The 19,282-nt window shown below is 44.1% G+C and carries 20 protein-coding genes, 1 rRNA gene and 1 other annotated feature; of the genes, 17 read left to right on the forward strand and 4 right to left on the reverse strand.

What is annotated here, in order from left to right:
• The first annotated feature begins 96 nt into the window (after nt 1–96).
• Nucleotides 97–212, forward strand: a 5S ribosomal RNA gene (gene rrf, locus Ga0451573_RS13215).
• A 230-nt stretch (nt 213–442) separates the two neighbouring features.
• Here rrf and Ga0451573_RS13220 read toward each other — a convergent pair.
• Entirely contained in the window at nt 443–673 is a 231-nt protein-coding gene (locus tag Ga0451573_RS13220) for a hypothetical protein (RefSeq protein ID WP_231684606.1), read from the reverse strand.
• A gap of 207 nt (nt 674–880) precedes the next feature.
• Here Ga0451573_RS13220 and Ga0451573_RS13225 point away from each other — a divergent pair, with 207 nt between their 5' ends.
• The gene (locus Ga0451573_RS13225; protein ID WP_231684607.1) at nt 881–1,816 is read left to right on the forward strand and encodes a hypothetical protein; all 936 of its coding nucleotides are present in this window, start codon (nt 881–883) and stop codon (nt 1,814–1,816) included.
• 163 nt (nt 1,817–1,979) lie between these two features.
• On the opposite strand, the gene Ga0451573_RS13230 is transcribed toward Ga0451573_RS13225, so the two are convergent.
• The gene (locus Ga0451573_RS13230) at nt 1,980–3,125 is read right to left on the reverse strand and encodes a C45 family autoproteolytic acyltransferase/hydrolase (protein ID WP_231684608.1); all 1,146 of its coding nucleotides are present in this window, start codon (nt 3,123–3,125) and stop codon (nt 1,980–1,982) included.
• Between the two features lie 268 nt (nt 3,126–3,393).
• Nucleotides 3,394–3,918, reverse strand: a complete 525-nt coding sequence (locus Ga0451573_RS13235; RefSeq protein ID WP_331459422.1) for a lytic transglycosylase domain-containing protein — start codon at nt 3,916–3,918, stop codon at nt 3,394–3,396.
• A gap of 202 nt (nt 3,919–4,120) precedes the next feature.
• Between Ga0451573_RS13235 and Ga0451573_RS13240 the strand changes: the two genes are divergently transcribed.
• The 9 genes from Ga0451573_RS13240 (at nt 4,121) to rsmI (ending at nt 11,168) form a co-directional block, all read left to right on the forward strand.
• Nucleotides 4,121–4,303, forward strand: coding sequence for a sigma factor G inhibitor Gin (locus tag Ga0451573_RS13240; RefSeq protein WP_231684609.1), 183 nt, complete (start codon nt 4,121–4,123; stop codon nt 4,301–4,303).
• Nucleotides 4,304–4,408: 105 nt separating this feature from the next.
• Nucleotides 4,409–5,872: an aminotransferase class I/II-fold pyridoxal phosphate-dependent enzyme gene (locus Ga0451573_RS13245; protein WP_231684610.1), complete on the forward strand. Its 1,464-nt coding sequence runs from the start codon at nt 4,409–4,411 to the stop codon at nt 5,870–5,872.
• A 22-nt stretch (nt 5,873–5,894) separates the two neighbouring features.
• Complete coding sequence (gene tmk, locus Ga0451573_RS13250) at nt 5,895–6,536, forward strand: dTMP kinase (RefSeq protein ID WP_231684611.1); 642 nt, start codon at nt 5,895–5,897, stop codon at nt 6,534–6,536.
• Complete coding sequence (locus Ga0451573_RS13255; protein WP_231684612.1) at nt 6,533–6,985, forward strand: YaaR family protein; 453 nt, start codon at nt 6,533–6,535, stop codon at nt 6,983–6,985. Before tmk ends, Ga0451573_RS13255 begins: the two co-directional genes overlap by 4 nt.
• Before the next feature lie 17 nt (nt 6,986–7,002).
• A complete protein-coding gene (gene holB / locus Ga0451573_RS13260; protein WP_231684613.1) occupies nt 7,003–7,986 on the forward strand; it encodes a DNA polymerase III subunit delta' in 984 nt (327 codons plus the stop codon).
• Between the two features lie 33 nt (nt 7,987–8,019).
• On the forward strand, nt 8,020–8,931 hold the full coding sequence (locus Ga0451573_RS13265; protein ID WP_231684614.1) for a PSP1 domain-containing protein: 912 nt from the start codon (nt 8,020–8,022) through the stop codon (nt 8,929–8,931).
• Nucleotides 8,928–9,248, forward strand: a complete 321-nt coding sequence (locus tag Ga0451573_RS13270) for an initiation-control protein YabA (RefSeq protein ID WP_231684615.1) — start codon at nt 8,928–8,930, stop codon at nt 9,246–9,248. Before Ga0451573_RS13265 ends, Ga0451573_RS13270 begins: the two co-directional genes overlap by 4 nt.
• A 14-nt stretch (nt 9,249–9,262) precedes the next feature.
• Entirely contained in the window at nt 9,263–10,066 is an 804-nt protein-coding gene (locus Ga0451573_RS13275; protein ID WP_231684616.1) for a tRNA1(Val) (adenine(37)-N6)-methyltransferase, read from the forward strand.
• Complete coding sequence (gene rsmI / locus Ga0451573_RS13280) at nt 10,056–11,168, forward strand: 16S rRNA (cytidine(1402)-2'-O)-methyltransferase (RefSeq protein WP_231684617.1); 1,113 nt, start codon at nt 10,056–10,058, stop codon at nt 11,166–11,168. Before Ga0451573_RS13275 ends, rsmI begins: the two co-directional genes overlap by 11 nt.
• Nucleotides 11,169–11,249: 81 nt before the next feature.
• On the opposite strand, the gene Ga0451573_RS13285 is transcribed toward rsmI, so the two are convergent.
• On the reverse strand, nt 11,250–11,504 hold the full coding sequence (locus Ga0451573_RS13285; protein WP_231684618.1) for an AbrB/MazE/SpoVT family DNA-binding domain-containing protein: 255 nt from the start codon (nt 11,502–11,504) through the stop codon (nt 11,250–11,252).
• Between the two features lie 298 nt (nt 11,505–11,802).
• Nucleotides 11,803–12,076 (forward strand) — a binding site (T-box leader).
• A gap of 74 nt (nt 12,077–12,150) precedes the next feature.
• On the opposite strand from Ga0451573_RS13285, the gene metG reads away from it, so the two are divergent.
• The 6 genes from metG to yabG all read left to right on the forward strand — a co-directional run bounded on the left by metG (nt 12,151) and on the right by yabG (nt 19,273).
• A complete protein-coding gene (gene metG / locus Ga0451573_RS13290) occupies nt 12,151–14,115 on the forward strand; it encodes a methionine--tRNA ligase (RefSeq protein WP_231684619.1) in 1,965 nt (654 codons plus the stop codon).
• 17 nt (nt 14,116–14,132) lie between these two features.
• Nucleotides 14,133–14,906 (forward strand): TatD family hydrolase, encoded by a 774-nt coding sequence (locus Ga0451573_RS13295; RefSeq protein WP_231684707.1) that lies wholly within the window; start codon nt 14,133–14,135, stop codon nt 14,904–14,906.
• Between the two features lie 351 nt (nt 14,907–15,257).
• Nucleotides 15,258–16,157, forward strand: a complete 900-nt coding sequence (locus Ga0451573_RS19850) for a 3D domain-containing protein (protein WP_269438271.1) — start codon at nt 15,258–15,260, stop codon at nt 16,155–16,157.
• 126 nt (nt 16,158–16,283) lie between these two features.
• Nucleotides 16,284–17,282 carry a resuscitation-promoting factor gene (locus Ga0451573_RS13310; RefSeq protein WP_231684620.1) on the forward strand — a complete coding sequence of 333 codons (999 nt, stop codon included), beginning with the start codon at nt 16,284–16,286 and terminating at the stop codon, nt 17,280–17,282.
• Nucleotides 17,283–17,387: 105 nt separating this feature from the next.
• Nucleotides 17,388–18,269 carry a 16S rRNA (adenine(1518)-N(6)/adenine(1519)-N(6))-dimethyltransferase RsmA gene (gene rsmA, locus Ga0451573_RS13315; protein ID WP_231684621.1) on the forward strand — a complete coding sequence of 294 codons (882 nt, stop codon included), beginning with the start codon at nt 17,388–17,390 and terminating at the stop codon, nt 18,267–18,269.
• Nucleotides 18,270–18,406: 137 nt separating this feature from the next.
• Nucleotides 18,407–19,273: a sporulation peptidase YabG gene (yabG, locus tag Ga0451573_RS13320; RefSeq protein WP_231684622.1), complete on the forward strand. Its 867-nt coding sequence runs from the start codon at nt 18,407–18,409 to the stop codon at nt 19,271–19,273.
• The last annotated feature ends 9 nt before the right edge of the window (nt 19,274–19,282 follow it).

Consider the following 19,282-nt stretch of genomic DNA (forward strand, 5'->3'; position numbering starts at 1 on the left):
GAGGACTTGACCTGAAGTAGTAGTGAAATTCTCTTACGAACAAATTCTCTGTAAAGTTTTGAGGGAACAAACCTCAACTAAATACCGATTACATTTTCCGGTGACTATGGCGAGAGGGATCACCCGTTCCCATCCCGAACACGGCAGTTAAGCCTCTCAGCGCTGATGGTACTTGGACCGCAGGGTCCTGGGAGAGTAGGACGTTGCCGGATTTTAATATGAAGAACCACTTGTGAGAGCAAGTGGTTCTTCTCATTGACAAACACCATCAGCAGTTAAGGGTGGATGTATTCCTCCGGCGGGCAACGTCTCCGCCGGCAGCGGCTCCCGCAGTGGCGGGTTTACCCCAAGGGTACCGCCACCTCTAAGCACTAAAGTGCTAAGAGGTGCCATGGCCAGCCCGGCCGGACGACAGACACCGCCTTCCGGAACACATCGACCCTTAACAAAAACCTGATTTTGTCAACAGGTTAAACCACTTGATTTTTACAAAGAGTTTTTCATATTTGAGCAAGATAGAAGAAAAAAGGAAGGTTTGCGCTAAGCGCAAACCAAAAATTTTTAAGGTGGCAGATATGTTCCGGAAGGATGAGTCTGACGTCAGCCGGCCCACGAGCTGAGCGAGTGGCAAGCCGGCTGAGTTGTAGCCATCCTGGAGGAATATATCTGCCACCCTCCATCAGCGCGACCCGAGCTTCAGACTTGTGACAGCAATCCTTCACTGAGGGAAGAACGCTATTGATGTTTTCATTTATGTCATTTCCGGGAGCCTACTCATATACTATAAAACTAGCCGAAATATAGTTCGCGTCATAAAGGTTATTTCCTCCTTATGGAGAATATTCCATATAAAAGCATAACGACAAAGGTGTTGAGGTCGTTGAAAAAGAGATGGATTGTGTTACTTGGGATTTTAGCTGTCTGGCTGACAGTTTCCTTAGCTGCTTATATTAACAATACGGTAACCATGAAAACCATGTACCTGCCCGAGTGGAAACTTAGCGAAGATAACCCGGTGCAAATTAAAGAGATTCGAATTATTAATAAAGAGAGTAAGTCTCCAGAAATTCCTGATAACATTTGGAACAGATTGATTTTGAAATCAAATTGGGTTCCCGATAGCGCCAAATATTTTCTTGTCAGAGTAATCCGTTTCTACAGTTTTACCTATGATAAATCTAATTCATGGATACTTGAGGCCTCGGGATGCTATCTTGATGCTGATGCTGAAGCTGATGTTGAGGTTAAGTCTAATTTTCCTGATATTGATTTAAAGATTAACGGTGCAGATGTTGTTACCCAGGGTATGAGCAGTAGGGGTAATGAAGAAAGCAATTTTAGGCTTTTTACTGCCAGGGCGCAAAATATTGGACATAATGTTAAGTCAATTGAGATTTTATGGGAGTGGAACGGTAAAAACGGTCAACAGACTTACACTAATGATTTTACCTCTATCTCCTACAGTTTTTTTGACAGCAAACCCGGGGAATACCAAAACTTCGACCCTGAAGTGGCAGCATCAGAGGCTTTTTGGAATTATCTAAAAGGAAAAGATGCTGATGGATTTGCACTTGCCAGATCTGAATTAGAACAAAAATTAATGTGGATCAAAGGCCACGAGGATATGAGTGTGCAAACGATTACGAGGTATGTTGGAAATTGCGCTGGGTTTGACGGCGTCATGTCTGTAAAATTCAGTTGTACTTTAGAACCAGAGATCACTGGAATTGAGACCACTGATGTGAGCCAAGTATTTTACTTGGTGCAACAGAATGGGAAGTGGAAAATTATTTATATTGGGCCCGCAGATTGCTGAAAGATACCAGTGGCTGTCCGCAATTGGCCCAGAGCTGAGCGAAGCATGAAACTATTCGATTTGAAAATTCATAAAGGAATAGCCACCGGTTTTAATTCCGGTGGCTATTATCTATATATGGGGATTTTAGATAGCAATTGATGTTAAACTTCTCTTCCGGTATCTAAACTTTTTTCATGGTGAACTCTTCAAACTGACCTTCACATGGTTTACCGGCGGCGACGCGGATGGACTTGCGGCTAGGATATATTATAATTGAAGCCTGAGTGGAAAATACTGCACCATGGCGGCAAATCGTATTTTCTCCCGGAACCTCTTCATTATGATCAGCAAGTATCTCTTCAATAGAGTCGGGGTTTATTGCTCCTTTGGAGAGCAATTGTTCGGCCCTTGAGTATCTTGAAAGGCTGGAGTTATATACAGCTTCTCCTCGCAGCCGGGGTAAGGCTTTATCACCCCATTTGGCATCCATAGGAAATTGATTTTTTGTCATTTCCGGCGATGTATAGTGGTTTGTGGCAATGATATAGTTATTTTCGGCCAACCGCTGAGCTGAGCTTGACCTGCTGGTTTCCAGCACTCTCATGTCACCTGAAGCGTCAGCCAGCAGAATACTGGCCCCTGCATCCCTGTTGTGCCGGTTAATTAATCTGGCAGCTTCTTCAACAGTGTAACATGTTTCCAGCGCCTCCTGGAGAACAATGCTAAGGGGGATACTTTTAATGCTAAGACTGTCAGACGGGTAAGCAAAAGTATGCAGAAAACATAACCCGTGTTCGTTTACCCCCGCATGGGCTCCTGAAGAAAAGGCCAGAGATACGTCAAGTGTCTGGCAGCCAGCCATGGGCTTGTTTCTCCTGACAAAAAGCATGTCCTGGTAAGGAAGGGTATAGTCCAGGTTCTTAATCAATACAGGTTCACCTGTATTGGTAGCCTCCGGCTTGATGCCCATTATGGTTCCGGATCCAAGTGCATACATACTGGGTTTGGGCGTAAGCTCCATTTCAATTGCCTGGAGCAGGTAGATAATTTTCTCGGGTATGTCTGCACCTGAAGCAATCCCTTTGATTCGCTCATGCTGTTCGGGGAGTGCATCTTTAACAATCTTTTTCAGAAAGTTTTCGGCTTTCTGTTGACAATGGATAAGATAAAGGGCTTTGGGAGCAAATTTTGCTTTTCGAATCATCTCCAGGTGCTGAGAATCAGAAAAAATTTCCCAAGCAGCATGAATGGCCTGTTTGCCCATTCGGCCCTGCTGTATGCCTACCATATAATGAGAACCCATACAGTCCAAGAATCTGACAGCCATTTTTTTACCCTCCTCGGTCACGAAGGTTCTAGCAGCAACTTATATAAACATTTAAACAATTTTTGACAAAATCCTTCTTTTTAATATAATTAATTAGTAATTTCTTGTAGGAGAGGAAAGAACTATCTCATCTAAAGGCCAATCACGTAGGGCGTGTTTACCTCAAAAGACAAAACCCCCCAATGGAGACATCCTGAGGATATATTCCAAATAAGGGGTCCCCGGTTCAGGAAAATGGTTGTGTGTTCAGATAGGCAAGCTTTTATGGTTATGCCATGTAGTCGATATTGAGTGCCTCGGTCACTTTCCTGACATAATTACGAGTTTCCTTAAAAGGTGGAATTCCACCGTATTTATTTACATTGCCCGGACCAGCATTATATGCGGCCAGGGCTAGCTGCAGGTTTCCGTCGAACTTATCCAGCATCTGCTTCAGATATTTTGCCCCTGCTTCTATATTCTCAGCAGGGTTAAAAGGGTTATTAACCCCCAGGTACTTAGCTGTTTGCGGCATTAACTGCATTAATCCCTGGGCGCCTGCCGAGGATTGGGCACCAGTGTCAAAATTGGATTCAACCTTAATTACCGCTTTTATAAGTTCCGGCTGCAGCCCATGCCGCCGGGCTGCGTCCATAATCAGTGTGTTAAAATCAGGGTGAGCGTCTGCGGATTTACTGCTCCTGGCTGTTAGAGTCCTCTTTTGGCCCAAGGGGCTAACTGTTCCCGGATATCTAACCTTATTAAAAGCCTCTGTTAATTTCATAAAAAGATATGTTTCGACAAAATTCCACACATTAATATCTCCTTCCCCACCTATTTCCATAATAATCCGAGAAGCAGAATTTGTAAAGAACCTTTATAGTATTTGGTACATAGAATAGTATATGGTTATATTACAGGAAACTTGTCAACAATACAGACTCAGGGAAAAATAATTGGGATTACTATTTACTTAAGTTTATATATAATGGAAAGGAAGGTTAGGGGGAACGTTAATGAAGGGCTTGGTTCATTGCAGTTTTTGCGCTGAAAAGATTTATGAAGGCGAAGAAGGATTTAAATTACTGGGACGGTATATATGTGAAAAATGTGAAAAGAAGATTGTCGATTCTACAGTAGAGGATAAATCTTACTTTCTTTTAAAGGAGAAGGTGAGGAACATTTGGTTTACCTGCTGAATTTGACAGTGAGTATTTTCACTGTTTTTTTTTATATTAGGCAGGGGCAAAAAGGAATTTACCTTAAATAAGGCGAATTCAACAGTGAGAAAGGGGCTTATTCCAATGCACAAGTCCGGGTATATGCCTTTAATAGAGGCTCTGGTGAAGAACAAAAAGAGGAATATTGTTCCCTTTCATATGCCGGGTCACAAGAAGGGCCGGGGCATCCACCGGAAATTTGCCCGTTTAATGCGGACCAACCCTTTTGCTTTAGATATGACCGAAATTCCCGGGCTGGATGACCTTCACAATCCTATGGGGCCGATAAAAGAGTCACAGCAACGGGCTGCCCGGCTTTTTGGTGCAGACAGGACTTTTTTTCTCGTAAATGGTTCTACTGTAGGAATACATGCAGCTCTTTTATCGGTATGCAGGAGAGGAGAAGAAGTATTACTTCCCAGGGACATGCACCGCTCGGTAATAGGGGCGTGTATTCTTGCCGGTCTGAAGCCAAGGTATTTACCTCTGCAGCTGGATGCCGAGTATCTGATACCTTATCCCCCTGCACCTGAGGAAATTGCTGTGATGCTTGAAAGATACCCTCTGATTAGGGCAGTATTTCAGGTTTATCCTTCGTATTACGGATTAGCCGGAGATCTGTCAAGAACTGCGGAAGTAGTTCATCGTTATAATATACCGCTGGTTGTTGATGAGGCTCACGGGGCTCACTTTATATTCAGTGATGAATTGCCCCAAACAGCGCTGCAGTCAGGCGCTGACATAAGTATTCAGAGTACCCATAAAACCCTGGATGCCTTTACACAGGCATCTATGCTTCACGTAAAAAGCAAAATTATTGATGACAGCCAAATAGCCCGGCAGCTCGGGATTCTCCAGTCAACAAGCCCTTCTTATTTGTTGATGGCTTCCCTGGATGCAGCAACGGGACATTTGCAAATGTCGGGCAGGCGCTTAATGGGTAGGACCTTAAAGATAGCAAGGTACATTAGGGAGCAAATAAGTGGGATACCGGGGATTAAATGCTTTGGGGAGGATCTTTCCCAGATATCGGGGATGGCTGTTGTTGATCCTACAAAACTTTATATTTCTTTTACGGATTTGGGGCTGTCGGGCTGCCAAGCCGCCGAAATGCTGCATAAAAAGTACCATATTCAGGTTGAACTATGTGACAGGTTCTGTATTTTATGTATGCTGTCAATCGGAAGCAGTCCTGAAGATGGGGACAGGCTTATAAGTGCCCTGACTGACATTGCCTCCAAATCATTCCCTAACGGTGCTGAGAAAAGTTTACCCGGGCCGGTGAATATTCCTCCACCCAGAGTTATTCTCAATCCTGAGGAGGCGTGGTTTGCCCCGCTAAGGCAGGTACTTCTTAAGGAAGCTGTGGGCAAGGTAGCGGGAGAACTGGTAGCCCCTTATCCACCGGGAATACCGCTGCTCTGTCCGGGAGAAATGATTACTAGTGAAATAGTAGCTTTAATCTGGGAATTGAGATCCTGGGATTGCATGTTTCATGGTCCCGGCGACCCCACGCTGGATACCATAAAAGTAGTTGATTCATTTTAATTTACGCACACCGGAGGATTGGATGAAAGGCATATTCATAACTTTTGAGGGCCCTGACGGGGCAGGTAAAACTACCCAGATCAAGATGCTGGGTCTAAGCTTGGAACAGCTGAATAAGAGTGTTGTATACACCAGGGAGCCGGGCGGGACAAGCATAAGTGAAGAAATCAGAGGTTTGCTGCTTGATCCCCGGAACAAAGAAATGGTTGCCCGCACTGAAGCATTATTATATGCAGCGGCAAGGGCCCAGCATGTGGAAGAGGTTATCAGGCCGGCTATTGAGAAAGGACAGATTGTGCTGTGTGATCGGTATACTGATTCCACCATAGCTTATCAGGGATTTGGGCGCGGCATTGATATTGGTTTTTTAAATGAACTCAATGCAATGGCAGTTGCCGGGGTGGTTCCAGATCTTACCCTGATATTTGACTTGGACCCCGATATCGGCATTGGACGCATCAATGAAAAAAGGATTGTGGCAGCAGGAGAAGAAAAAGACCGTATCGAACAGGAAAATATGGAGTTTCACAGGAAAGTGAGACAGGGCTTCAGGGATCTGGCATTATCAGAACCCCAAAGGTGTAAAATAATTAATGCCGGCAGGGACCCGGAAACTATACATTCTGAGGTCGTCCGACTGGTAAAAGAGGTTTTGGGATTATGAAAATCCGCAAAATAACAAAAGATGGTACTTCCGGTTTTGCAATATCTGACAAGGATGCTAAACAGGTTGCCGGTCGGGAAAATCAATCATTTAACGAACAACTGCATAAAGTCCACAATGACATTGTGCACCAGCAGTTGGGGAATTTATTAAGTGATATCGAAAAACAGGGCAGGGTGCTGGGGGGAACTCTAAATATAAGGGACTTAAAAAAATATAAGGATCTCATTCAGAAATTCCTTGATTATGCGGTAAATAAAATGTACCAGATGCGGGAACAGCATGGATGGGACAGAAGAGGCAGGCACAAGGTTTATTCAATGGTGGAGACAGTTAATAAGGAAATGGAAAGTCTAACCCAAATGTTATTATCGGAACAGAAGGATAAAATAGCGGTACTTGCCAAGGTTGATGAGATCAGGGGCTTATTAATAGATATTTATTCATAGACAGAGGGATAATAATTATGATGATAGCTAATGTGATCGGGCATAAACAGCCAAAGATGATTTTACAGAATGCGTTGGCTGAAGGCAGGGTAGCCCATGCCTACCTTTTTCATGGCCCGGAAGGGGTTGGAAAAACCACTCTGGCAAAGGCGTTTGCCAATACCCTGTTGTGCAGGGAAGGAACAGGCGATGCCTGTGGCGAATGCAGTATCTGTATGAGGTTTGCCAAGGGCAGCTTTCCCGACTTTTTCCTGGTAGAACCTCAGGGAAATAACATTAAGATAGAACAGGTGAGGGAACTGCAGAAAACAGCCTCCTTCAAACCTTATGAGGCTTCGGGGAAGGTATATCTGATAAGCCGGGCGGAAACCATGACCCGGGATGCAGGTAACTGCCTGTTAAAAATTCTTGAGGATCCCCCGCCAGGGACAGTTTTTTTATTAACAACTGTAAATCCGTATAATTTATTGCCAACAATTGTCTCTCGCTGTCAAATGGTTGCACTTGGGAAGGTCCCGCAGCAGGAGATAGAACAATTTTTAAGAGATAACAACAGGGGTGACCCTGAAACTGCAGTACTGCTGGCCACTCTCTGTAACGGACTGCCTGGTAAGGCCTGGTCCATGGCTGAACCCGACAAAGGTCTGAGGACAAGGGAGTTGGTCTTTCAGTTGTATGAAAGGGTTAAAAAGGGGGATATCGGTGAACTTATAAAGAAAGCTGAGGAATTTGAGAAAAATAAAGAGATTATGCCTGAAGTACTGGAGCAGTTACTCTTATGGTACAGAGACCAGTTGATATGGAAAGAGACATCTGACACAAGTCTGATTATTAATATTGACAAGATTGAGGAGTTAAAAACAGATTCTGAATATAAAGACAAGAGCTATCTTATAAAGAGTATCCAGAACATTGTTGAAGCCAAAATGCAGATTAGCCGTAATGTAAATTTCAGACTTGCAATAGAAGTACTAATGCTGAGGCTTGCCGGATGTGCTTAAAAAAGGTGGCAGGAGTTAGGAGGGCCCATAATAATGATTAGAGTGGTTGGCATCAGATTTAAATCTGCAGGGAAAATATATTACTTTGACCCAGGTGACATTGATCTCAGGATTGATGAAATAGTTATCCTGGAAACGACCCGGGGGATTGAATCCGGACAGGTTGTTGTTGAGCCTAAAATGGTGGAAGAAGAAAAAATTGTAGCTCCACTTAAGAAGATTATCCGTAAAGCAAATCCGGTTGACTTAAAACAAATTGAAATTAATAAGAACAAGGAAAAAGAAGCCTATAAGGTATGTGCGAAGAAAATCGAAGAACATGGTCTGCCCATGAAACTGGTAGATGTTGAATTCACCTTTGACGCTAACAAAATAATATTTTATTTCACTGCAGATGGAAGAATTGATTTTAGGGACCTGGTTAAAGATTTAGCTGCTATTTTCCGTACCAGAATTGAACTCAGGCAAATCGGTGTTCGAGATGAAGCCAAGATGTTGGGCGGATTGGGTACCTGTGGGCGCGGCCTTTGCTGTGCTACGTTTTTGGGGGAATTTGACCCGGTATCTATCAGGATGGCCAAGGAGCAGAACCTTTCCCTGAACCCGACAAAGATATCAGGCATCTGCGGCAGGCTGATGTGCTGTCTGAAATATGAGTCAGAGGCCTATGAAACTGAAAAAGCGGCCTTTCCTCCTGAGGGGACTCCTGTGATAACACCTGTGGGAGAAGGTAAGGTGGTATCGGTCAATATCCTGAAAAAGAAACTTATGGTAGAAATCAAAGAAAGCAGGCAGCTGGTTGAATTCACACCGGATGAACTGCAGATTTGCCCAAGAGAAAAATGCAAAGACAAATGCAAAGAAAAATGTGTGGAAAAAAGAGATAAAAGACCCCAGAAAAACTCACGAAACTGTGAAAGTGAGGGAAAAGGTGAGGACCTTTGAAACAATTAAATGCCCTGTTGGCCGAATTTGAAGATAAGATGAAGGGTCTTATGCAGGAACTGCAGTCCCTTAAAACAAGAGCTTATGCTTTAGAGGATGAAAACGAGAAACTGCGCCGGGAAATAATGGATGTTTACCAGTATTATCTGAAGGATGCCGCCGATCCCAAAAACAAGCATGAACAAAGCCGGAAACACGGGTTTGAAAATCTGGTCCGCCTATATAGCGAAGGATTTCATATTTGCAATCTTCATTTCGGAGAGTTCCGTTCCGAAGGTGACTGCCTTTTCTGTATGGGGTTTCTTGACAAAAAGTAACGGGGGTTTTAGGTATGCTGTATAATGATTCTGATGCCAATTCCCGTTTTGACATTATGGAGGGAGAGCGGCTTGATGACCTGATTAGGGGAGGCCTAAAGATTATTCAGTCTCCGTCTGCCTTCTGTTTTTCCATGGATGCTGTGTTGTTGGCTAACTTTACCGCTCTGAAGAAGGGGGACAAAATTATTGATTTGGGCACGGGTACCGGAGTGATACCATTGCTTTTAGCGTCAAGGGAAGCAGCTGGGAAAATCATCGGACTCGAAATACAGGAGGATAGCTGTGACCGGGCCAGAAGAAGTGTTCGCGGCAACCGACTCGAAGGTCTCATTGATATAATTCAAGGGGATATTTGTGAAGCAGACAGGGTGCTGGGAGTTGGCCAATTTGATGTGGTAACGACCAATCCCCCTTATCTTCCGGTAGGCAGAGGCGCTCAGAATGTGACTGACGTAATCGCTATTGCGCGTCACGAAATCCGGTGCAGTCTTGATGATGTTGTCAATGCCGGCTCCAGGCTGGTCCGGTATGGAGGGCGAATGACTATGGTCCATCGGCCTGAAAGGCTTTCTGAAATTATTGTTACACTGGAAAAATACCGTTTAAGGCCTCGAAGGCTGCAGATGGTACATCCGAACCCGGGTAAAAAACCCAACATGATACTTATTGAGGCCCAATTGGGCGGTAATCCTGAGCTTATTATACAGGAGCCTTTTTTTGTTTATAATGAAGATGGCAGTTATACCAATGCCTTTTGGGATATTTATTATCCAGGTAAACCGTATTCCCGGGGAAGTGGCTGTTATGACGGTTAAATTTTATACTTATATATTGAAATGCAGCGATGGGAGACTCTACACAGGATATACCAACGACCTGGAAAAGAGAATTGCCAAGCATAATACGGGAAAAGGGGCCAAATTTACGCGGGGCCGGGGGCCTGTAGAACTTATGTTTTCCGAAGAATGCCCCTCAAAAGAACAAGCCATGACCCGAGAAGCAGAGATAAAAAAGCTGACAAGGCAGGAGAAATTAGAGATTATTAAAGGTGATCAGAAAATGACCGGAGATAATAAAAAAGGTATCCTGTACCTGTGTGCCACACCGATAGGCAATCTTGAGGACATCACATTAAGGGCCCTGAGGATACTTAAAGAGGTAAGCCTTATAGCTGCCGAAGATACCAGGCACACCAGGAAGCTGTTGAGCTATTATGATATTCATACCCCCCTTACCAGCTACCATGAGCATAATGAAAAAGGAAAGGGGCAGATTCTGATATCTGAGCTCAATGCCGGAAAAGATGTGGCTCTGGTTTCTGATGCCGGTACACCTGGAATTTCGGACCCCGGATATGAACTGGTATGTCTGGCAATAAATGAAGGGTTTACGGTAGTTCCGGTTCCGGGCCCGGCGGCGCTTGTTAGTGCAGTGGTAAGTTCGGGACTGCCAACAGACAGGTTTGTGTTTGAAGGATTTTTACCCAGGGTTAAAAAAGAGCGGAATAAGGTTTTGGAACAGATGAAGTCTGAGGAAAGGACCCTGGTTTTTTATGAGTCACCCCGCAGGATAATTAAAACACTAAAGGAAATACAAAAACTGCTGGGAGACAGGAAAGTTGCTGTAGCCAGGGAACTTACCAAAATCCATGAAGAAGTTGTGCGGGGATTGCTGTCAGATGTAGTTAGACATTTTGAGGAAAAAAGTCCTAAGGGAGAGTTTGTCATAGTCCTGGAAGGCATTAAAGGAGATGAAAAAAACCCTCAGGTTCATGAAGCTTCCGGTCTGTCTCTAATGGTAATTGATTTAGTCACCCGGGGGTGGGATAAAAAAGAAGCTATTAAGGAAGTTGCCCGTCGCACAGGCACAGGCAGAAACGCTGTATATACTGCCGTATTGGAAGCTGAAGGTAAATAAGTCGGTTAATTAAGGTAAAAAAGAGAAGAACTCCTTTAAAAGAAGTCCTTCTCTTTATTCTACAAGGTAAACTTTAAACTTTTACTGCGCATCAGCCGCATCGGCCATTGCGTGGGCACATTCTTTGCAAACATTTTTTCCGCGGAAGTGCTGCACATCATCCGCGTTTCCACAAAAGATACAAGCGGGTTCGTATTTTTTGAGAATGATTTTTTCACTGTCCACATAAATCTCAAGTGCATCTTTTTCATCAATGCCAAGAGTTCTGCGCAGCTCAATCGGAATCACGACACGTCCGAGCTCGTCAACTTTGCGAACAATTCCTGTTGATTTCATACTTATAACCTCCCAGCGACTTTCGACAAATATTTACAAGTAAATGATACCAGTGATTCCATTAAAAGTCAACCACTTTTTTAGAAAGAATTCTGCCAAATTATGCAGCCATAGTGCCGGTAGTCAAGCTTTGGCAAAAAACAATCCGCTCTAAAAAAATACGAAAGTGGGCAGATATTTAAGGGGGTACAACGAGGATATATTCGGAACCAGTGTATATATGATGCAACTCCAGGGAAAACTTGACAAAAGGCAGTTTTATAGTTATTATCTGTTTATACTCATTAAAATTGGTTTCCGAAATGTAATGAAGGGGAAGAGTAAATACGGGATTATCCGCCCAGAGAGCAGGGAGTAGGTGAAAGCCCAGCCGGAGAAACTGTATTGAACATGGCCCCAGAACAGCAGGCTGAAATTGTTAAGAAAGTAGGCTGTGCCGGATAAGCTCCGTTAACAGGCTTCAGGTATAGAAAACTCCTTCTGTTCAGATAATACATTCTGTACCTGTATAAGGCTTTGTGTTTCACAAAGTAAAAAAGGGTGGTACCACGTGGATATCCCTCGTCCCTTTCGTTATTTTCCGGGGCGTGGGTTTTTCGTTTTTGTGGACCGTTTAAAGTGTATCCAAATAAAGAGGAGTGAGATTATGGTCAGGAAAAGTTTCTACATTACCACACCGATTTACTATCCCAGTGACAAATTACATATCGGTCACGCATACACCACTGTGGCAGCTGATACCATTGCCCGGTATAAGCGGCTAAAGGGATTTGACACCCGGTTCCTGACAGGGTCTGATGAGCATGGCCAGAAAATTCAGCGTACTGCCAAAGAGAGAGGCATGGAACCCAAGGAATATGTGGACCGGATTGTGGCCGGGTTTAAAGAACTCTGGAAGGCGCTGGAAGTCTCATATGACGACTTCATCAGGACCACGGAAGACAGACATAAAGAGGTTGTCCAGGAGATATTTGTTAACCTGTACGAACAGGGGGACATATACAAATCAGAGTATGAAGGTTGGTACTGCACCCCTTGCGAAACCTTCTGGACCGAACGTCAGGCAGAGGGAAAGGTCTGCCCTGATTGTGGGCGTCCGGTAGAGCTTGTTAAGGAAGAAAGTTACTTTTTTAAAATGTCGAAATATGCCGATCGCCTGCTGAAGCATATTGAAGACAATCCTGCATTTATTCAGCCTGTATCCCGCCGCAATGAAATGGTTAACTTTATTAAACAGGGTCTTGAGGACTTATGCGTTTCCAGGACAACCTTTGACTGGGGGATTAAGGTTCCCTTTGACTCCAAACATGTAATTTATGTGTGGATTGATGCATTGACCAACTATTATTCGGCGCTGACGGGAGGTCAACCGGATAATTCTCTGGTTAATAAATACTGGCCTGCCGATGTCCATCTTATGGCTAAGGACATAGTGCGTTTTCACACTATCATATGGCCTATAATTTTGATGGCATCGGGAATTGAACTGCCTAAAAAGGTAGTTGCTCATGGATGGCTGCTGCTTGAAGGCGGGAAGATGTCCAAATCCAAAGGGAATGTAATAGATCCATTAGTGCTGATTGATAAGTACGGAGTCAATGCCATACGTTACTATTTGTTAAGGGAACTGCCTTTTGGCGCAGATGGCTATTATTCGGAAGAGGCGCTGGTACAGAGGATTAATTCTGACCTGGCCAATGACCTGGGCAACCTAGTGAGCCGCTCTGTGGCTATGGTAGAAAAGTACTTTGCCGGTGCGGTGCAGTCTCCGGATGAATATGATGACATCGACAGGGATTTGATAAAGACGGCAGGCGCGGTTGTTGAGGAATATGAGCAGCTTATGGAAACTTACGAACTCAGTAACGCTCTGGTGGCAGTATGGCGATTTATCAGCAGAGCTAACAAGTATATTGATGAGACCTTCCCATGGCTGCTGGCTAAAGACGAAAATAAAAGAGCGCGTCTGGGCACGGTCCTTTACAACCTGATGGAAAGCATCAGGGTCATCACTATTATGGTTGCTCCCTTTATGCCGACATTACCTCCGCGCATCTGGGAACAAACCGGGCTCAAGAATGCGGCAGATGATGTAAAAACATGGGAATCGTTACAAGAATGGGGCCGGTTCCCATCGGGTGCGGCTGTTTCAAAGGGGGCTGCCCTTTTCCCCAGGATCGACGTTGAAAAGGTGCTGAGTGAGGAGGCCGAAAGTACAGCAGTACTGAAACAGGAAGCCGGCGAACAGGAAGCTGGCGAACAGGAAGCTGACAAACAGGAAGAATACGTTTCCTTTGAGGACTTTGCTAAAATAGATTTACGCCTGGCAGAGGTTTTAAGAGCTGAAAGGGTTGAGAAAACGGATAAACTTCTGAAGCTGGAGGTTGCCTTGGGGGACCGGCAGAGGACAATAGTTGCTGGAATTGCCAAACATTATAGTCCTGAAGAGTTGATCGGCAAAAAGATTCTAATTGTTGCCAATTTAAAACCTGCCAAATTAAGAGGAATCTTATCCGAAGGGATGATTCTGGCTGCTTCAGAGGGTGACAGCTTGGGAATTGTTACCGTAGACCCTGACAAAGAGATCCCCAGCGGTTCAAAAGCTAAGTAGTGGAGTTGGTGATAGAGTTGTTTTTTGATTCACATGCTCATCTTGATGACAAAAGATATGATCCGGACCGGAATGAAATGTTAATGCGCGCCAGAGAAAAAGGGGTTTCCGGCATAATTAATGTAGGGTATGATATACCTTCTTCAATGCGGTCTGTAAAGCTGGCAGAGGAGTATGACTTTATTTTTGCTGCAGTGGGAATTCACCCGCATGATGCGGCAGATGCCGGCACAGATGCCCTTGAACAGGTCCGGCTGCTTGCGGCCCATCCCAAAGTTGTTGCAATTGGGGAAATGGGGCTTGACTATTACCGCAACCTTTCACCCCGGGATATCCAGCAAAAAGTATTTAGACAGCAAATAAGTCTCGCCAAAGAGATAAACAAGCCAATAATAGTACACGACCGGGATGCTCATGGTGATGTGATGCAAATATTAAAAGAAGAAGATGCCGCCACAAACGGAGGTGTTTTGCACTGCTTCTCCGGAAGTGTTGAAATGGCCAGGGAATGCGTTAAGATGGGATTTTATATTTCCATTGCCGGACCGGTAACTTTTAAAAATGCCGCTAAGCTTTGGGAGGTTGCCGTTGAGGTTCCCTTGAACCGCCTTCTGATTGAAACAGATGCCCCATATTTGACACCTGAGCCTCACCGGGGTAAGCGAAACGAATCTGCCTACGTGATATTTACCGGTGAACGCATTGCTGAACTAAGGGGGATATCTGCTGGAGAATTGGCGGAAGCAACAACTCGAAATACTCAAGAACTGTTTGGTATTAAAAATTTCTAAAATTAATTTTAATTAGTTGAAAAATAAATCGATGACTCAAATGAAAGCAATAACTAATTGTTAGTGGCGGTATAAGTCGTTAATAGCCCGCCTTTAAAGGAAATAAGCTAAAGTTATCTATTAAGATCACTGTCTGTGAAACCCTCTGCAGGGTTTCTTTTTTTTGTGCCAATATCCCGTGGTTCGCCAAATACTTGGGTAAAGTCGCTGCCATAGAATGACATGTTTCTGGCGGGTAGTATATTAAAATGTTTTTGAAGGCGCAGACCATGGAATTATTTGGCAGTAATTTTTAGACAACCCTGTAGATATATTTTAAAGGACATAGTGTAGATGCGAGGAGGTTAGTGTATGTATGATATTAAGAACGGGGCTGCAAGCCTGAGGATTAATCAGAGCCTGACCACATTTATGGCTTATGTTCTATATGGGGTTCTGGTCCTTGTAGTGGGGATTTTTGTATCTTGTACGGTAAAGGAGGTCTCTGTAAAAATTGATAATAAAACCATATCTTATCATACGTTTGCCCCAACCGTCCAGGAGGTTATCAGGGAAGCCGGCATAAAAGAAGAAATTGGCTTCAGTGGGTCACCTGATACGCTGAAGGAAGGGGAAACGGTAGAATACTATTCGGTATCACGTCACCTGTCATCAAGAGTAAGGGATGGCATGGTTATCTGGGTTTATAAGCATAGAATAACTAAAACAACGGAGAATGAAGAAATCCCGGCGCCTGTTACTAAAAAGTGGGACCTTTACCTGGAGCCCGGGCAGCAGCGGGTAACTCAAGCGGGTAAAAGCGGTGTTATGAAGCATACTTTTATAGAACATTACCGTGATGATGAACTCCTGTCAAAAGAGATGACCGGCAGCACAGTAATTATGACTCCGACTCCACAGGTTATAGCCGTGGGTTCGTACAGAGCCCCAACCAGGGATGTGCCATCACGACAGGTGTCATCCCGGCAGGGAGCACCCGGCACCGGTCAGTCGATAAAATTTGTATCCACTGCATATACACACACCGGTTATCGTACCGCAACCGGGATCAAGCCCAGGAGGGGAGTAGTTGCGGTGGACCCGAGAGTAATTCCCATGGGCACGAAATTATACATTGAAGGATATGGTTACGGAATAGCTTCTGATACAGGTGGAGCTATCAAGGGTCGGAAGATTGACGTCTTTTTTGAGACGCGTGCGGAAGCGCTGAAATGGGGCAGAAGGACTGTTGCTGTTCAGATAATAACATAAAATTCCAACAGTGGATTGGATTCCGAAGTTAATTTGACAATTGCCTTTTTATAGTTTAAAATATAACGACAACCATTTCGTAAATACAGAAAATTTAAACAAAATGATATTACAAGGAGTGATTACATGCAGGCTAACACCTCCCCGGGAAGCGCTTTAGGGTTTTTGGGAGACAAAAGGTGGATTGCTTGGGGCCTCGGGGTCGTTGTAGCAGCTATAATAATTTTAACGGGATTTTTTTACAACAGGCATAACATCAGGATATTTGCAGACGGAAAAGAAGTAAATGTGGTTATGAGGGGCGGTACAGTGGCCGAATCTTTAAAAAAGGCCGGTATTCCCCTTGGTGAGCGAGACATAATTGAACCATCCCCGAATACCAAACTGACAGATGACATCACCGTGCGCATCACCCGTAAATTACGCATTAATCTGGTGGATGCCGGTGAAATCAGCGAACAATGGATTACTCCGGGAAATGTGGGACAGGCCCTGGAAAAACTAAAAATTGCAGTCAACCCCGGAGACCAGGTAGTTCCGGAGCCTGGCACAGCTATCAAGTCCGGTGATACTATAGAAATATCCAGGTATAGTGATAAATATATTGAAGAATCTATAAAAGTTCCCTTTAAACTGGAGAGGCGAAGTGACACTTCTATGGAGAAAGGGACTACCAGGGTTGTCTGTAAAGGCCAGGATGGCTTGATTCAGAAGACAATAAAGATTACATATAGAAACGGTAAGGAAGTAAAACGCGAAGTAATGAGCGAAAAGGTTGTCCGTGAGCCGGTTGCCAAGGTAGTGGCTTATGGTACTGTGACAGTAAAAGAGGTCTCCCGTGGTGGTCAAATCAGATTTGACAGAGCGTTGTCTATGAATTCCACAGCTTATTCCCATACCGGCAATAATACTGCTTCCGGGATATATCCATATAGGGGGGCTGTGGCTGTTGACCCTGCGGTAATTAAATTAGGAACAAGGCTGTATGTCGAGGGCTATGGATATGCTAAGGCTCTTGATATCGGAAGCGCCATAAAAGGAAACAGAATTGACCTATTTTTTGATAGTGATAAAGAAGCTCGCAAATGGGGGCGGCGCAAAGTAAAGGTATATGTTTTGGAATAGTGGAAAGGCTAAGCCTTTCCTTTTTTGTACTACAGGAAAGAGCGCACATAGGGAACTGAATAAGCACGCTTCTCTAGTATATACTAATTTTCGGGGGAGTTCTGAATGAAATTATATTCACCGGCTACTGTAAGGCAGGTAATAGATAAATATAAATTTACATTCAAAAAAAATCTGGGCCAAAATTTCCTGGTTGATGGCAATATTGTCAATAAAATAGCTGATGCTGCATCTTTAGGCAGTGAAGATGCGGTTCTGGAAATTGGTGCCGGAATAGGTACTTTAACCTGTGCTCTTGCTGAAAGAGCAGGGAAGGTGGTAGTTATAGAAATTGATAAAAACCTTCAGCCTGTTTTGGCAGAGACCCTGTCCGGATATACAAATATTGATATGTTTTGGGGAAATGCCCTGAAAACAGATTTTGATGCTTTGGTTGAGGAGAAGACCCAAGGGCAGTATGGAAAAAACGGCAGGCCGTTTAAAGTTGTGGCAAACCTTCCGTATTATATCACCACACCGCTGCTGATGCATGCTCTGGAAAAACGTTTTAATATCAGTCTGATGATATTAATGGTGCAAAAAGAGGTAGCCGAGCGCATAACTGCTGCCCCTGGAAGTAAAGACTATGGCGCCCTTACTCTGGGGGTCAACTATTACAGTGAGCCTCAGCAGGTTGTAAAAGTGCCCCGGAAGGTATTTATGCCTCAACCGGATGTTGAGTCTGCTGTTATCCGGTTTATTCCCAGAAAAAACCCTCCCGCTTCGGTGGAAAATGAGCAGGCTTTTTTCCTTGTTGTTAAAGCAGCCTTTGGCCAGCGCCGCAAAACCCTGTTAAATTCGCTTTCTTCTCTTGGGATTGATAAGAATCAAATAGGCACAATACTTCCGGATTTGGGTATTGACCCTGGGAGAAGGGGCGAAACCCTTAGCTTTGAGGAGTTCGCCAGAGTAAGCAACTCCCTTCATCCATTGATACCGGAGAAATAATGTCTTAATTTAGCGCTGAAATTACTATTTAGGACAGCTTTGCACAATGATGTGACGGCTGTCCGTTTCTTTTTGCAATAACGGCTGGCTGCTTTTCTGCATAATATATAACCAGAGATGAGGGCGGGGTGAACGATATGGACATAAAAGTAGGCGATATTGTTGCCCGGAAATCCTACAATAATGATGTTTACTTCAAAGTTAATGACATTATTGAGAGTGATTCCGGAGAAGTCAGGGTAAAGTTACTGGGGCTTGATGTCAGGCTTTTTGCCGACTCTCCTGTTGAGGATCTGGTTAAGGTTGACCGGGAACACATCAGGGAGTACCGCAAAAAATTTATCAAAACTAATAATGATTGCCTGAAGAGAATATTTGAAAGAAGGGCAAAGGAACGGAGCAACAGTTTAATGCGAGCCCAGAGTGAAACAGTGGAAGATTTTTTTGAGATACCGGGACGGGTGCTTCATATTGACGGGAATCCGGAGTATCTGAATTTGTGTATGGCAATCTACGAACAGCTCGGAATTCATGCCAGAGGAATGAATCTGCCTGAAGTAGAACAATCTGCATCTGTCCCGGAGTTATTAAAAAAATATAGCCCTGATATCCTTGTTTTGACGGGCCACGATGGAATTATCAGGTCAGGTGTTGATTTCTCCGACCTGAGCAATTACCACAACTCAAAATACTTTGTTGAAGCTGTAAAAGCAGCGCGGCGGATAGAGTGTAACAGGGATAATCTGATCATATTTGCAGGGGCGTGTCAGTCACATTATGAGGCTTTACTGGAAGCAGGCGCTAATTATGCCAGCGCTCCCCTGCGTGTACTGATTCATGCTTTTGATCCGGTGTTTATAGTGGAAAAGGTAGCCTTTACGTCTGTTAACAGGATGGTAGCGACAAGTGAGGTCATTGAAAATACCATTACCGGAACAGATGGACTGGGCGGAATTGAGACAAGGGGAAAATTTCGTTTGGGTTTTCCTAAATCTCCTTATTAGTCACAAACC

Source organism: Phosphitispora fastidiosa, assembly GCF_019008365.1.
In the GTDB taxonomy this organism is placed as follows: domain Bacteria; phylum Bacillota; class Thermincolia; order Thermincolales; family UBA2595; genus Phosphitispora; species Phosphitispora fastidiosa.